12 protein-coding genes and 2 pseudogenes are annotated in these 15,643 nt (G+C 67.3%); 11 read left to right on the top strand and 3 right to left on the bottom strand.

Translation table 11 applies throughout. The annotated features are described in order from the left end of the window. Positions 1-207 (top strand): annotated as a pseudogene (locus ACMX2H_RS18000) (hypothetical protein); the annotation flags it as partial. A 19-nt stretch (positions 208-226) separates the two neighbouring features. On the opposite strand, the gene ygfZ reads toward ACMX2H_RS18000, so the two are convergent. The 3 genes from ygfZ to ACMX2H_RS17985 form a co-directional block, all read right to left on the bottom strand. Further along, complete coding sequence (gene ygfZ, locus ACMX2H_RS17995; RefSeq protein ID WP_414962522.1) at positions 227-1,309, bottom strand: CAF17-like 4Fe-4S cluster assembly/insertion protein YgfZ; 1,083 nt, start codon at positions 1,307-1,309, stop codon at positions 227-229. 216 nt (positions 1,310-1,525) lie between these two features. Beyond that, complete coding sequence (locus tag ACMX2H_RS17990) at positions 1,526-2,128, bottom strand: nitrobindin family protein (RefSeq protein WP_414962521.1); 603 nt, start codon at positions 2,126-2,128, stop codon at positions 1,526-1,528. A 255-nt stretch (positions 2,129-2,383) separates the two neighbouring features. Continuing rightward, positions 2,384-3,136, bottom strand: a complete 753-nt coding sequence (locus ACMX2H_RS17985) for a hypothetical protein (RefSeq protein WP_414962519.1) — start codon at positions 3,134-3,136, stop codon at positions 2,384-2,386. Between the two features lie 152 nt (positions 3,137-3,288). On the opposite strand from ACMX2H_RS17985, the gene ACMX2H_RS17980 reads away from it, so the two are divergent. From ACMX2H_RS17980 to ACMX2H_RS17935, 10 genes and pseudogenes are all read left to right on the top strand, one after another. Then, positions 3,289-3,993 (top strand): winged helix-turn-helix transcriptional regulator, encoded by a 705-nt coding sequence (locus tag ACMX2H_RS17980; RefSeq protein WP_414962517.1) that lies wholly within the window; start codon positions 3,289-3,291, stop codon positions 3,991-3,993. A gap of 300 nt (positions 3,994-4,293) precedes the next feature. Beyond that, on the top strand, positions 4,294-5,274 hold the full coding sequence (gene mshD, locus ACMX2H_RS17975; RefSeq protein ID WP_414962515.1) for a mycothiol synthase: 981 nt from the start codon (positions 4,294-4,296) through the stop codon (positions 5,272-5,274). 72 nt (positions 5,275-5,346) lie between these two features. Continuing rightward, complete coding sequence (locus tag ACMX2H_RS17970; protein WP_414962513.1) at positions 5,347-7,569, top strand: RNA degradosome polyphosphate kinase; 2,223 nt, start codon at positions 5,347-5,349, stop codon at positions 7,567-7,569. Beyond that, positions 7,569-8,528, top strand: coding sequence for an NUDIX hydrolase (locus tag ACMX2H_RS17965; protein WP_414962511.1), 960 nt, complete (start codon positions 7,569-7,571; stop codon positions 8,526-8,528). The genes ACMX2H_RS17970 and ACMX2H_RS17965 overlap by 1 nt, the downstream gene beginning before the upstream one ends. A 126-nt stretch (positions 8,529-8,654) precedes the next feature. Then, positions 8,655-10,631 (top strand): hypothetical protein, encoded by a 1,977-nt coding sequence (locus ACMX2H_RS17960; RefSeq protein WP_414962510.1) that lies wholly within the window; start codon positions 8,655-8,657, stop codon positions 10,629-10,631. After that, on the top strand, positions 10,628-11,035 hold the full coding sequence (locus ACMX2H_RS17955; RefSeq protein ID WP_414962508.1) for a GntR family transcriptional regulator: 408 nt from the start codon (positions 10,628-10,630) through the stop codon (positions 11,033-11,035). Before ACMX2H_RS17960 ends, ACMX2H_RS17955 begins: the two co-directional genes overlap by 4 nt. Before the next feature lie 245 nt (positions 11,036-11,280). Then, entirely contained in the window at positions 11,281-12,042 is a 762-nt protein-coding gene (locus ACMX2H_RS17950) for a thymidylate synthase (protein ID WP_414962524.1), read from the top strand. Then, positions 12,039-12,797 carry a dihydrofolate reductase gene (locus tag ACMX2H_RS17945; protein ID WP_414962506.1) on the top strand — a complete coding sequence of 253 codons (759 nt, stop codon included), beginning with the start codon at positions 12,039-12,041 and terminating at the stop codon, positions 12,795-12,797. Before ACMX2H_RS17950 ends, ACMX2H_RS17945 begins: the two co-directional genes overlap by 4 nt. A gap of 429 nt (positions 12,798-13,226) precedes the next feature. After that, positions 13,227-14,372, top strand: coding sequence for an aspartate-semialdehyde dehydrogenase (gene asd, locus ACMX2H_RS17940; protein WP_414962504.1), 1,146 nt, complete (start codon positions 13,227-13,229; stop codon positions 14,370-14,372). A 650-nt stretch (positions 14,373-15,022) separates the two neighbouring features. Continuing rightward, positions 15,023-15,643: pseudogene (locus ACMX2H_RS17935) on the top strand (hypothetical protein); the annotation flags it as partial.

Raw genomic sequence — 15,643 nt, 5'->3', positions numbered from 1 at the left:
AACCTGGTTCTCCCCACTCCCCCCACCCCCCAAAACCCCCCCCCCGGGGCGCTGATCGCGGCAATCGCCGGCCATGAGGCGCTCTCCTCCGGGCTGATCCCGCAGTGGCGCTCGCATGAAGCAAATGAAGCCTCCCGCGCACTCGCCGCCAGCCTGGGCTTCTGGGACGCCGGAACCCAGACGTCGGTGATCCTGCCGAAGGATTGAAACGCCGAGGGACTGAGACTCAGCGCGGCGCGCGCAGGAACCCCGTCTGCCGGCCGACCACTTGGCCGGCGTCGGTGGTGACGATGACTTCCTGGGCGGCGTCATAGCTCTCGCCGTCGTCCACCACCGTCAGTTGCGCCTGCGGATCGGCCGAGCGCTTGACCACGGCCAGCGCAATCGGCCCCATTTCGTAATGCTGTGCCGCGGAGGTAATGGCACCGACCCGCTTGTCGCCGAGCAGCACGTCGCTGCCCGGGGCAGGCAGCGTGTGCTGGGAGCCGTCCAGCTGGAGGAACACCAGCCGGCGCGGCGGATGGCCCAGGTTGTGCACGCGGGCAATGGTCTCCTGGCCCTTGTAGCAGCCCTTGGCCAAGTGCACGGCGGTGCGGAGCAGATCGAGCTCGTGCGGAATGGTTTTCTCGTCCGTCTCGGCGCCGAACCGCGGGCGCCAGGCTGCGATCCGCAGTGCCTCTGCCGCCCAGACGCCGGCCAGCTGCAGGCCGGCGACGGCAGCCTCGAGTTCGTCGGCCGGCAGCAGGTACTCGTACCAGGTCCGCTCCAGGCCGGGGTGCTGTGGTTCGTTGATCCCGGTATAGGCATAGCCGCCAACGCCTATCTGCGGCCACGGGTCCTGCCACACAGTCCTGCCGTCGAACACCGGCACCGGTTTGACCGAACCGACCACGGCCCAGTCCGCGGTGACATCGGCGATCTCTACCCGCAGCATGAACTTCATCGAGTCCAGCCAGGCGGCCAGCGGCGCGGCCTCGAAGGATTCGACAATCAGCCAGGTGCGTTCGCCGTCGTCTATGACGCGCGCATCGTATTCGATCCGGCCCTGCACGGTGAGCAGCAGAGCTTCGCTGGACTGGCCCGGCTGCAGGTTCAGCAGCAACTGCGAAGAAAGGGTGTTCAGCCAGCTCAGCCGGTCCTCGCCGGCCACGGTCACCACACCGCGGTGGGACAGGTCCACCACGGCTTCTCCGCGCGCCAGCGCCCGCTGTTCGCGCAGCGGGTCAGAATAATGGGCGGCTACGCCGGCGTCGGCTCCGGAGGCTTCGACGGCGCCGGGCTGCAGGAGCAAGGGGCTGCGGTAAGTCATATTGGCATCAACTCCTGACTGCGGTGCCGCATTCCCGAGGAGCCGGCCTCCAACGGTATCGGCCTCTGGCGGTGGCGGTTTCTGGCGGCGCCGGATTCGAACACTATCTGCTTCTGAGCGGTGCCGGCCCGACAACCTGGAGGGGCCAGATGTGCCGTCCCGGCAGATGGGCCGCTCGTGGTTCAGTGGCGACTGTGGTTGAGGTGCGCCTGTGGTTCAGGGGCGCTTGGTCAGGATGGCCGAGGCGTGCGGGGCCAGGTCCTTACCCTTGGCCGCGGCCACGTCCCAGCGCCAGTAAAGGTCATTGTTGACCAGGCCGAAAATCCGGGTGGCCGCGCTGTAGTCCTTGGACTGCGATCCGCGCATGACCATGTCCGTGCTCAGCTGCACGCGCGGGCCCTTGATCTGGCCGTAGTAAAGCTCGGAGATGCCGCCCGGGTGCACGATGGTGGCAGTGATGTCGAACCCGCCGTCGGCGTTGCGCAGCTCTTCGACTTCGTCCGCTGATTTCAACGCCGGCACAATGTCCGCCGGGACCAGGCCCGGTCCGACGTCGGAGTCATTGAGTTTGCGGTCGAGCGCCCAGAAGCCGGTTTCCACCGACAACGGCCGCAACCGGTTGCCGTCCTCATCGGTGAGCCAGCTTTCGGCGGTGTACTGCAGGTAGGGCAGGCCGTTCTGCGTGAACGTGGCCTTCTGGACGAAGTGTTCGTCCTCCTCCTCGCCCGCGCCCAGCCGGCCAGCACCCTCCCAGGTGCCGAGAAGCCATGACAGCGGCACCAGTTCCGGGGTCAGCTCCGTGGGCAGTTCAATCGGCATGATGAAGCGACGGGCCGCTTACTTCTGGCCCTTGAACAGGCGGACGACCACCAGCGAGGCGACAGCTGCAATGGACAGGCCAGCGAGGACCAGCAGGGAAAGGAAGGCGATTTCAAGACCGAGATACGACATGGCTCCATAGTAACGGCCCGGACGGAACGATGCCTGCTTGCTACGTAACCACCCGCTGTGACCTCGATCATTCGGGCGCACGTGCCGGCGCCTTAGGTACCACGTTCCCCGGCCGCGCCCTGATCAGCTCAGCAGCATCCGCTCCAGGAAGTAGACCAGCGAACCGGCAGCCATTACCGGCGCCGCTCCCGCCGCGAGCATCGCCGAGAACCGCGTGGGACCGCCGCCGGCCAGAATCAGCCGACGGAAGCAGACCAAGATGACGCCGACGACGGCGCCCACGACTGCTGCGGCAAGCATCGGCACGTTGGAGAACAGCGGGGCGGCGAGGGTCCCGGCCAGCGTGGCCAGCACGACCCCCAGCGGCGCGACGATGCGGTCCGGCCAAGGCAGCAGGCAGACGCCGATGGCCACCAGCATGCTGATGCCGGTCACCAGCATCATGCCCGTGTTGGCGGCATTGGCGGCGAGCCGTTCGGCCGCCACCCAACCGGCCCCCAACGACGTCAGCACCAGGCCTGTGCTGGTGCCAAAAGTGGATTCGAGCCGGTGCGGCTGCCCGGTTCCACGGAGCAATTGGATCAGGAAAACGGCCATCACGCCGAGCGCAATCACCACCGCCATCCATACCAGCGGCATGCCGGAGGGGGCCACAGTGGCGAGCACCGCCGTCGCAATTCCTGCCAAGGAAATGACCACCGACAGGGTCTTTTTGGCGGGCACCTCCAGCAGCACCGGCCAGCCGACTCCGATCACCACCGCGGCAACGCACACTACGGCAGTCAGCACGGGAAGGGACAGGTAGGAGGCACCGATAACGGCGCACAGTACGGCGGCCGCTGCTACGGCGACGATCCACGTTTTCACGCTAGTCATACTGCCTTATGACGCAGGGGCGGTGCGAGAACGCGCGGCGGTCCACGCCGTGGGCGCTATACTTGTGCCACCGTCCGGCAGCGTTCGCCTGCTTTGAGAGGACCTTCCGGGCCAAGCCCGATGATGTGCGCCGCAAACCCCTTGGAGGAACCATGCCGCACATACTGCTGTTGACCAACAGCCCCGGCTCATCGATTGGCGTCCTGCCGGCCCTGGAACTGCTGAACCATAAGGTCCACATCCTACCGGCAGAACCCACTGCCTTGCTGGAAACCGACCCGGCCGACGTGGTGATGGTCGACGCCCGCAAAGATCTGGTCGGTGCGCGCTCGCTCACCCAACTGCTGAAGGCCACCGGCTTGGGCGCCCCGCTGATGCTGGTCCTCACGGAAGGCGGCATGGCCGCCGTCAGCGCCAACTGGCTTGCCGACGACGTGGTCCTGGACACCGCTGGACCGGCCGAAGTGGAGGCGCGGCTGCGGCTGGTGATTGCCCGGGCCCACGCCGGCGAGGAGGAAACCAGCACGGAGATCCACGCCTCCGGTGTGGTGATCGACGAGGCCAGCTACACGGCGCGGGTAGGCGGGCAGCCGCTGAACCTGACCTACAAGGAATTCGAGCTGCTCAAGTACCTGGCCCAGCACCCCGGCCGGGTCTTTACCCGCGACCAGCTGCTGCACGAAGTCTGGGGCTACGACTACTACGGCGGCACCCGCACAGTGGACGTGCACGTGCGGCGGCTGCGGGCCAAGATGGGCTCTGACCACGAGCAGTTGATCGGTACCGTGCGGAACGTCGGTTACCGCTTCACGCTGGTCCGCGCGTCGGAGGAAGCACCCGCCGACATCGCCGGCTGAGCAGGCCCCCGCGGACTCCGCAGCCTGCCCGGGGAGAACGCCCGCCGACGTCGCCGGCTGAGCAGGCCGCGCGAACCCGCAGCCTGCCCGGGGAAAGCGCCCGCCGACGTCGCCGGTTAAAGCCGCCAAGCGGCCCCGACCGCGGACCCCGCAGCACGCCCGCACAGGCACCCGCCGGGCGCCCGCACAACCACCCGCCGGGCCCCCGCCCGAGCACCCGCCGAACGTATTGGGTGCGCTGACCTCCCGCGGCGGCCCGCGCTACCCCGCCGTCGCCGCCTGCTCGGATAGTCTGTGCTCATGACTGCATCGGATTCCGACCTGTGGCCCGTGCTGACCATCAAGGGCGCCCCTGACACCGAGACCCTCGCGGACATCAAGGCGCTCGCCGCCGCGGCCGAAGAATCCGACGGGAACCCGCCGCTCTCCGAGCAAACGTGGGTAAACCTGCGCGCCGCGGACTCCGGCGACTTGCTGGTGCTGGCAACTTACGCCGGCGAAGAGCGCTCGGATCCCGCCACCGCGAGCGCGCTGGCCGGCGTCGCCGTGGTCAGCCTGGCCACCGCGGCCGGTGCCGACAGTGTCTTGGAACTGGTGGTGCACCCCTCCTACCGCGGCGAAGGTGTGGGCCTGCGGCTGGCCGAAGCGGTGCAGCAGCACACCGAACTGCCCGCTTTGAAGGCCTGGTCGCACGGCGGGCACGAGGCAGCGGGACGGCTGGCCGCCCGCTTCGGTTTCGCCCCCGTGCGCGAACTGTGGCGGATGCGCTTGACCCACCCTGCGGGAATGCCCGACGCCGAGCTGCCGGCCGGCGTCGTCATCCGCGCCTTCGTGCCCGGCCAGGATGAGGACGCCTGGCTGGCCGCGAACGCTGCCGCCTTCGCCGACCATCCGGAACAGGGCGCCATGACCCTGTCCGATTTGCAGGCCCGGATGGCGGAGGACTGGTTCGACCCGGCCGGCTTCCTGCTGGCCGAGCGTCCGGAGGGCGGCGGGCTGCTCGGTTTCCACTGGACCAAAATCCATCCGCGGGCCGGCAGCCACCCGTCGATCGGCGAGGTCTACGTGGTCGGGGTGACGCCGCAGGCACAGGGCACCGGGCTGGGCAAGGCCTTGACCATTACCGGGATCAAGCACCTGCAGGACGCCGGCCAGCACGCGATCATGCTCTACGTGGACGCGGACAACGAGCCCGCCGTGGGGCTGTACCGCAAGCTCGGCTTCACCCGCTGGGATGCGGACGTGATGTATGCGGCGCAGGCTCAGGCCGACGGGCAATAGTCGGTAATCTTGTAGTTACCCGGCGCCTCGAAGAGTGGAGAGCCCGGCCCGCCGACGTAAGCAGGAGAGAGCATGGTCACCGAACCTGAAGCCGCAGCCATTCCCCGCTTAGGGTCTTCCGAGATGGTTCCTGCCCGCGCCACCCAGGACCGCATCGACATTCCGGAGTTCGCCCCCTCGCTCACCCCCGACGGCAACTTCACCCTGGAACGGTTCCTGGACCGCGAAATCAGCTGGCTGGACTTCAACGCCCGGGTTTTGGAGCTGGCCGAGGACGAGGACCTCTACCTGCTGGAACGGCTGAACTTCCTGTCCATCTTTGCCTCCAACCTGGACGAGTTCTTCATGGTCCGGGTGGCCGGCCTGAAGCGCCGGATCGCCACCGGACTGGCGGTCCCCTCGGCAGCCGGGCTCTCGCCGAGCGAGCAGCTGGAACAGATTAAAATCGCGGCGCACAAGCTGCAGCACCGTCATGCCCGGATCTTCGCCGAGCAGATCCGTCCGGCGCTGGCCTACGAGCACATCCACGTCGTCCGCTGGGATGAGCTGGACGAGGCCGCCCGCACCGAGCTGTCGGTGATGTTCCGGGAGCGGGTGTTCCCGATCCTGACGCCGCTGGCGGTGGACCCGGCCCACCCGTTCCCCTACATCTCCGGGCTCTCGCTGAACCTGGCCGTGATTGTCCGCAACCCGGTGAGCGAGAAGGAACTCTTCGCCCGCCTGAAGGTACCGGACCAGCTGCCCCGGCTGATCGCCGTAGACGGCCCCCGGGCCGGCTCGGTCCCGGGCCGCACCGCACGGTTCATCCCGCTGGAGGACGTCATTGCCCAGCACCTGGATTTGTTGTTCCAAGGCATGGAAGTGCTGGAGCACCACACCTTCCGGGTCACCCGCAACGAGGATCTGGAAGTCGAAGAGGACGACGCCGAGAACCTGCTCCAGGCGCTGGAAAAGGAACTGCTGCGCCGCCGCTTCGGGCCGCCGGTCAGGCTGGAAGTGGCCACGGACATCAACCCGAGCGTGCGCGAACTGCTGGTGCGCGAGCTCGGCGTGGAGGAATCCGAAGTGTACGCGCTGCCCGCGCCGCTGGACCTCCGCGGGCTCGAGGCCATCTACCGGATCGACCGGCCGGACATGAAGTACCCGAAGCAGTTGGCGCACACGAGCCGCTTCCTGAACGAGAGCGAAACCTCCAAGGCCGCGAACGTGTTCGCCGCCATGCGCCGCCGGGACATCCTGCTGCACCACCCCTACGACTCGTTCTCTACCTCGGTGCAGGCTTTCCTGGAGCAGGCCGCCGCCGATCCGAAGGTCCAGGCGATCAAGCAGACCCTGTACCGGACGTCGGGCGATTCGCCGATCGTGGATGCGTTGATCGACGCCGCGGAAGCCGGCAAGCAGGTGCTGGCCTTGGTGGAGATCAAGGCCCGGTTCGACGAGCAGGCCAACATCGACTGGGCCCGGAAGCTGGAGCAGGCCGGCGTCCACGTGGTTTACGGCATCGTGGGCCTGAAGACGCACTGCAAGCTCTCGCTGGTGGTGCGCCAAGAGGGCGACGGGCTGCGGCGCTACTGCCACATCGGCACCGGCAACTACCATCCGCGCACCGCCCGCTACTACGAGGACCTGGGTCTGCTGACGGCCAATTACCAGGTGGGCGAAGACCTCTCCAAGCTGTTCAACCAGCTCTCCGGCTACGCACCGAAATCCACCTTCAAGCGCCTGCTGGTGGCACCACGTTCCGTCCGGTCGGGTCTGATCGACCGGATCGAGAAGGAAATCGCCAGCAGCCGGGCCGGCTTGGCCGCGCGCGTAGTGATCAAGGTGAACTCCATGGTGGACGAGGCCATCATCGACTCGCTCTACCGTGCCTCGCAGGCCGGTGTGAAGGTGGACGTGATTGTGCGCGGCATCTGTGCGGTGCGCCCTGGCGTGCCCGGACTCAGCGAGAACATCCGCGTCCGCTCCATCCTGGGCCGCTTCCTGGAGCATTCCCGCGTGTTCGGCTTCGCTAACGGCGGCGACCCGGTGGTCTACATCGGCTCCGCGGACATGATGCACCGCAACTTGGACCGCCGTGTGGAGGCCCTGGTGCAGCTGAACTCGAGGGAGGACATCAACGACCTGCTGGCCCTGATGGACCGCTACATGGACCCGGGCACCGCCAGCTGGCATCTGGACAGCGACGGAGCGTGGACCCGGCACCACAAGGACGACGACGGCAATCCGCTCTCGGACATCCAGTCCTGGCTGCTCGCCTCCCGGTCCCGCCAGCGCACCCTCACCCGCCGCTGATGACGCAGAACAAAACCGACGACGCCGGTGCTCCCCCGGGCGTCAAAGTCACCGCTGCGGGCGCCCTGTGTTGGCGCGTCCGCCAGGGCCGGCTTGAAGTGCTGCTGATCCACCGTCCGCGCTACGACGATTGGTCCTGGCCCAAGGGCAAACTGAACAGCGGCGAAACCACACCCGAGTGCGCCGTTCGCGAGGTCAACGAGGAAATCGGCGTGCAGATCCGGCTGGGCATTCCGTTGCCCACCATCTACTACCGGGTGAACCCCGGGCTCAAGCAGGTGCTGTACTGGGCTGCCAAGCTGGACAAGCAGGACCCGGTTCCCGACGGCAACGAAGTGGACCGCGTGCTTTGGTGCGCACCGGCCAAGGCCCGCGAACTGCTGAACAACCCTTCCGACGTCGAACCGCTTGACGCGCTGGTGGAAGCACACCGGCTGAACGAGCTGGATACTTATCCGTTCGTCGTCGTCCGCCATGCCAAGGCAAAACCGCGGTCGGCCTGGTCGCAGGCCGAGGGCGAGCGCCCGCTCGTAGCGACGGGGCGGCGGCAAGCCCTGGCAGTCTGCCGGATGCTGTCCGCCTGGAAACCCAAACGTATTGTTTCCAGCCCCTGGCTGCGCTGCGTACAGACCGTCACCCCGTACGTGTTGCACACCCAGACCAAGCTGCGGACAGTCGACGCGATTACCGAACACAACAATGAGCGCAACCCGAAAAAGGCCCGCGCCGCACTGTTCCAGATGTTGGAGAAGGGCAAGCCGACGGCGGTCTGCACGCACCGGCCCGTGCTGCCGAACCTGTTCAAGGTACTGGCCGACCGGATGGACCCGGTGCTCGCCGCGAAGCTGCCCACCGAAGACCCCTACCTGCGGCCCGGCGCCGTGCTCGTCTGCCACATCTCGAAAAAACAGCACGGAAAAATTGTGGCGATGGAAATCCTCGACGCCTACGACGACTAACGACTGACCGCCTGACCGGCGACAGCCCAACAAGCCCTCGCCGGTCCGTGGCCCCGGAGCCCACACTCTTGACCCCTACCGCTATGTATCAAATACTTGATCCATTGATACAGTGCGAGGGGGATCGTGGATTTACTGACCAGCACCATCACTGGCCTGCTGTTCGGCGCCGCCATCATTTACAGCGTGCTGCGGATCATCGCCGGCAGGGCGGGAAATGATGCAGCCACCCTCGCGGCGTCCGGTTCAGTCGTAGACTCCGGCCCATCGGATGTGGCCGGGCGGGATGCAGCCCGGATGCATGCGTTCTGGACGGCCATTATCGCGTTTTTTGCCAGCGGGCTGTCCGCGGCGTCGAAGGTGGGCGACGTTCCGGCCGCTTACTACGCCGGAGACGCAGCAGCGCCATCCTGGCTGGCGGACCTGTTGACCGTACTGGTACCTCTGGTCAGCCTGGCCGGAATCTACGTCATTGGCCAGTACACCTGGCCAAGGCCCCGCGGCAACGTGCGCCATGCCGACATCACCATCCGGCGCTTCCGCGACTACATCCCGCGGGCGCTGCTGGTGGTGATGACCGCGGCGGCCGTGCTGGCCGTTGCCGTGACAGTGGCCGTCTGGGAACTGCCGGGCATCGAGGGCTTCAGTGGCACCCAAACCTTTGACGGTGTCGAGGTCACCGGTGAACACATCGGTCGCCAGCCCGGCAGCTACCTCGCATCAATCCTGCTGATCGCCATCCTGACGCTCGCGGCCGGCGTCGCCACAGCCACCGTCGTCATCGTGCGCCGACGCCCGCTGGCATCGCTCAACAGTGAAGACAACCGCATCCTGCGCATCGTCCTGATCAACCGCCTCTTCCGTACCGCCACGCTGCTTTTCGCCTCGCTCGGCGGCATGGCGGTCAGTTTCGCCAATCAGCAGGCGCCGGCCCTGATACTCGACGGACCCGCACCGGCGACCGGCTGGGAACCTGCCCAGCAACTGGCAGGCGGACTCACGGTCACACTGATGATCGCCATGGCCCTGTGGCGCCCGCCCATGCTGGCACCCGATGGCGCTCCGGGCCGGCCGATCATCTACCGCGGCAGCTACGCCGCGGGGCAGGAGATCACGGAGTCCATGCATACGGTCGCGGTGGTCTTCACCGTGGTTGCGCTTTTGGCTGTCGGTGGCTGGGCCAGTTTCGTTGTTCCCCCGACAACCGTTGCTGACAGCGGGAACCCTGTGTTCCCTGCTGTGTCCGTACTCTTGCTGCCTCTGGCATTTGTCGTTCCGGTGGCCGTGTTTGTGGCCGTCATTGCCTCCGGGGAGGTTCGGCTTTGGCGTGGCCACACCAGATCGTCCGCCCAGCCCGCTTCCGACTGGCCTGCATACGGCCGCACCACGCCTGCGGCGCGGCTCGTTCCACGCCCGCTTCTTGCCGCCGCAGCAGGTGGCGCAGTGCTGCTGGGAGTCGCCATCGGCTTCAATGCTGCCGCTCCTGGCCGACAGCCCGATTTGCTGGCGGCTTTCGCCGCGGCCGGCATTGGCCTGCTCCTGTTCGGCGCGGCCGCCGTCCAGTTGGTGCACCGCCGTCCCCGACTGTTCGAGGCAACTCCGGAGGCAGACAACATGCTCCGCCGTGCTTCCGCCTTCCGCGTGGCGCGAATGACCGCCGCCGGGCTGTTCGCTCTGACCGCCCAACTGCTCCTCGCGCACCCCGCCGCCTGGGGCTGGTTCCTCGACGGACGCATCTCGCTGTACGTCCATCAGCTTTCGCCCGACCTGCACACAGCGCTCCGCATCACCACGGCAGTGCTCTACCTTGCCGCCGTCGTGCTGGCGCTTCTCCCGTCTGCATCGCGACCCCGCCGGTCGGTGGCCAGCCATATCGGCCATCCCGTAGCTCACCGCTCCGGCTACCCCGTCCCCTACCACTCGGACAACCCCGTCCCGCAACACTCCGGCGGCTCCACCTCGTACCACTCGGGTCGCCCCGTCCCGTACCGCTCCTCCCCCGAGCTCGAGAGCGGACCGCCAGGCCCCGGCCAAAACCACAATCTGCCCGCCCGCGGCCGGGACCACGAGCAGCCCTCTGACCGTCAGGACCGCACGCCATGAGCACGCAGATCCGGGTAGACCTGGCAGCACCGACGCCGCCGTACGAGCAGATCCGTAGCCAGGTTGCCTCGCTCATCGCGGTTGGCACGTTGGCCGCCGGTCAGCGGCTGCCCCCGGTGCGCAGTTTGGCGGCGGACCTGGGTGTGGCCGCGGGTACCGTGGCCCGCGCGTACAAGGAGCTTGAGGCTGCGGGCCTGCTGATCAGCCGCCGACGCCATGGGACTACGGTGGCCGAGACGGCAGGCGCTGGACGCAAAACCGCAGCCGGCTCTGCCGAGGTGAGCGCCGCCGTCGTCCATATGATTCATGCGGCCCGGGACGCAGGACTGGACGATGAGACGGTCATGAACCTGGTGCGCGGCCAACTCCAGCACCCGCACGGAACCGCGCCGGCCGCGCCGTAGGCCTCACCCCGGTAGCGTGCCTGCCGCGCCGTACCCACTCCACGGAGGCGCACCGGCCGGGCAGTAAACGTCGCCCGCGGGAGGCGCGTCGCCCGCGCCGTAGACCTCGCCGCAGTCCTTCGCCTGACCCTCGACACCCTCGCGGCGGGCCCCCACTCCGCGAACAACTGCCGGAGCACCCCTCAACTACACTGGACGCTGTGAACGCGATTCCCACCCCGTATGAAGACCTGCTGCGCGACGTGATGGCCAACGGCACGGCCAAATCGGACCGCACCGGCACCGGCACGCGCAGCGTTTTTGGCCGCCAGATCCGCTATGACCTGGCCCAGGGTTTCCCGCTGATCACCACCAAGCGCGTGCATTTCAAGTCCGTGGCGCTGGAGCTGCTGTGGTTCCTGCGCGGCGACTCGAATGCGAAATGGCTGCAGGAACGCGGCGTCAAGATTTGGAATGAATGGGCCGACGCCGACGGCGAGCTCGGTCCGGTCTACGGCGTGCAGTGGCGCTCCTGGCCGACGCCCGACGGCGGGCATATCGACCAGATCGCCAATCTGGTGGAGGACCTGAAGAACAATCCGGATTCGCGCCGGCACATCGTCTCGGCGTGGAACGTCGCGGAGATCAAGAACATGGCGTTGCCGCCGTGCCATGCGTTCTTCCAGTTCTACGTGGCGGACGGCAAGCTCTCCTGCCAGCTGTACCAGCGCAGCGCGGACATGTTCCTGGGCGTGCCGTTCAACATCGCCTCCTACGCGCTGCTCACCCAGATGCTGGCGCAGCAGGTGGGCCTGGAGCCGGGTGAATTCATCTGGACCGGCGGCGATGTGCACGTCTATGACGACCACGTGGACCAGGTCCGCGAGCAGCTATCGCGTGAGCCCTATCCGTACCCCACGCTCAATATCCTGCGGAAGCCGGAGAGCATTTTCGACTACTCGCTGGAGGACTTCGACGTGGCGAACTATCAGCATCACCCGGCCATCAAGGCACCGGTGGCGGTATGAGCGGCGAAGTCGGTATGAACGCCGGCAACGACGCCGACGCCGCTGAAGCAGCTCGCGCTGGCTCGATCGACGAGGCCCACGCCGGCGCCGTCGACGCAGCCCACACCGGCACGGCTGGCCGTGCAGCGGACGCCCCGCGCCCCTATCCGGACAGCGTTGCCGAGGCCGTGATCGCGGCATCTGCCGCCGACGCCGGACAGCCCCAGCCGCTGGCGGCTCCCGTCGTCGGCATGATCTGGGCCCAGACCACCAACGGCGTGATCGGCCGCGACGGCGGCATGCCGTGGCATCTGCCTGAAGACCTGGCGCACTTCAAACGGACCACGTTAAACCATCCCGTGATCATGGGCCGCAAAACGTGGGAGTCCTTCCCGGACAAGTACCGGCCGCTGCCCGGTCGCACCAACATTGTGATCAGCCGCCGGCCGGAAATGCGCGACCAGCTGGCCGCCGAGGGCGCCGCAGTGGTCGAATCCGTGGAGGACGCGATGGCCGAAGCCGCAGCCAGCCCGGGCAGTGACGAAATCTGGATCCTTGGCGGTGGCGAGATCTTCAACCTCACCACGCAGCACGCCAATGCAGCATCGGTCACCGTCATTGACATGGAGACGGAGGGCGACACCTATGCGCCGCAGCTGGGCCCGGAATGGAAGTTCGACGGCGTCTCCCCCACCGAGGGCTGGAGCACCGGGGCCAACGGCACCCGCTACCGCATCTCGCTTTGGGTCCGCGGGGAAAACGCCCGGGCGCAGTAGTCCCTGACTCGCAGCACAGCGGAGTGTGTTGGTGTCCCGGTGCCGCGGGCCGCGAGGAACACTGCGAGGTGTTGGGGATTCGGTGCCGCGGGTCGCACCGAACACGGAAGCCGTGTCGGGGTCCCGGTGCTGCGGGCCGCGCCGAACACGGAAGCGTGTCGGGGTCCCGGTGCCGCGGACCGCACCGAACACGGAAGCGTGTCGGGGTCCCGGCGCCACAGGCCGCACGGAACGCGGCGGAGTGTTGAGGCCGCCAGCGCGGCAGACCGCACCAACGCGCCCTCGGCACGAAAGGGGACACGTCGGCACGAAAGGGGACGCCCCGCCGTCGTACGCGTGCCTTGGAACCGTACGCATGCCGCGGATTTGCGCACTGGCGTCACGTAACTCACGGCCACCCAAATTGACCCTGCCCGTAAACTAGATGGCATGACTTCCCCCGCAGCCACTTCCTCTACACAGTCCGTCGGCCTGATCGGTTGGCGCGGCATGGTCGGTTCCGTCCTCATGCAGCGCATGCAGGATGAAGGCGACTTCGACCTGATCAACCCCGTCTTCTTCTCCACATCGAACGCCGGCGGCGACGCCCCGGCATTCGCTGAAGGCGCGGGCAAACTGCAGGACGCGTACGACGTCGAGACGCTCGCCAAGCTGCCGATCATCGTCACTGCGCAGGGCGGGGACTACACCTCCGAGGTCTACCCCAAGCTGCGCGACGCTGGCTGGGACGGCCTGTGGATTGACGCCGCTTCCACGCTGCGGATGCAGGACAGCTCCATCATTGTTCTGGACCCGGTGAACCGTGACGTGATCGACGCCGGGCTGGCCCGCGGCGTCAAGGAGTTCATCGGCGGCAACTGCACCGTTTCCTGCATGCTCATGGGCCTGGGCGGGCTGTTCAAGAACGGCCTCGTGGAGTGGGGCACCTCCATGACCTACCAGGCAGCCTCCGGCGGCGGTGCCCGCCACATGCGCGAGCTGCTGAACCAGTTCGGTTCACTCAACGCTGCCGTGACGGATGAGCTGGCGGACCCGGCCTCTGCCATCTTGGAAATCGACCGCAAGGTCCTGGCCCAGCAGCGCAATCCTGAGCTGGACTCCTCCCAGTTCGGTGTCCCGCTGGCTGGCTCTGTCATCCCATGGATCGACAAGGACCTGGGCAACGGGCAATCCAAGGAAGAGTGGAAGGCCCCGGCCGAGACGAATAAGATCCTGGGGCTCAGCGATGACAAGCGGATCCCGTTCGACGGTCTGTGCGTACGCATCGGCGCCATGCGATCCCACTCGCAGGCCCTGACCCTGAAGCTCACCGAAGACCTGCCGGTGGCCGAAATCGAGCGGATCATCGACGCCGACAACGAGTGGTCCCGCGTTGTGCCCAACACCAAGGAAGCCACCATGGAGCAGCTCACCCCGGTGGCTGCCAGCGGCACTTTGGAAATTCCGGTTGGCCGCATCCGCAAGCTGGAAATGGGCCCCGAGTACATCAGCGCCTTCACCGTCGGCGACCAGCTCCTGTGGGGCGCCGCGGAGCCGCTGCGCCGCATGCTGCGCATCGCCACCGGCAACCTTTAGGACAGCCGGTTCCTTGAGGGGCGAGTGCCTTGAGGCGGCAGAGCTGCGAGGCGGCCGCGCCTTATGACGGCCGGCCCCTTGCGGCAGATGCGTCCTAGGGCCGTTGCCTCTTAGGGCAGCCCGCAACGCTGGTGGACTAGATCTTGTGGAGCCCGTTCCTTTGTGGGACGGGCTCCCGCTGTTATGTTCAGCCCCTCACCTTGTGCTCACGCCGACCGCGTGTTTTCAAGCGCGGCTCCGGGCCCAAGCCGACCGCTTTCCCGCAAGCGCGGCTGCGTGCCCAACCCGAGCGCATGCCCGCAAGCGCCGCCCTCGCCGCAAACTCGACCCCGTACCCCTAAGCCGGCCACGTAACCGCAGACGCGCCTTGCCCTCAAGCAGCCCTACCGCAATTACAACAGTGCTTCATTTTCCGCGGCGTCTGACCTTTCATTGCCTCTTGCATGGACTGTCGACGGTCATGTGCCTGCCATCCCGGGGGCTGTTGGCCTGCACTGGCCTGCTTCGTCCCCAAAGCGTCAGGTCGTTCGCAGACCGGTCCTCTGCCACGCAGGGATGACTTGTCCTCCACAGGCGCATTCCTTTGTGTGCTTGTGCACATACGTCGAACGCCCGTTCTACCCGGAGCTTGCGCTGCGTAGCGTTGAAGTATGGCAGCGGAACCGTTGGACGAGGCACAGGAGCCGGAGGAATACTCCGGCTCCGCAGCCACGCCCGACGGGGTGCCGGAAGCCCCTGACTCAACCGCCCCAGCTCAGTCTGCGGGCAGTCCTGCCCAGGCGGAGGACCGCACATCATCTGATCCTGCAGCCATTGAACCTGCCGCTGAAGCCGCCGAAGATCCCGGCAGCGCCGATTCCGAAGACGATACCGCGGTGGGGGCGCCGGCGGGGCGGGAGTTGTGGGAGGAGGACTGGCGGGAACTGGAACCGGCGGAACTGGCCGGGCTGCTCGCCGGCACCGACCCCGGGACCCTGGACGACTGGTCAACCCTTGAATACCTCCAAGCCGTCCGCAAACACGAGGCCTGGACCCAGTCCCGCCGCACCCGCGGCCTGCACCGCATGGCCGTGCTCCGACCCGCCACCGGCACCGACGCCGGCGCCCCGGACGGGATCTCCCGGCACGCCGCCCAGGAACTCGCCCCGATCCTCGCCGTACCCCGGCGGCAGGCGGCCGCGGACCTAGCCGACGCGCATCAGCTCGGCACCCACCTGCCCGCCACCCTGGCCGCCCTCGACCAGGGTGCCATCGATCTGCCGCGCGCCGCC

The organism is Arthrobacter sulfonylureivorans (assembly GCF_047607445.1).
GTDB classification, from domain to species: Bacteria; Actinomycetota; Actinomycetes; order Actinomycetales; family Micrococcaceae; genus Crystallibacter; species Crystallibacter sulfonylureivorans_A.
Note: the sequence above shows the minus strand (reverse complement) of the source record. Positions and strands in the feature narration are given on the sequence as shown.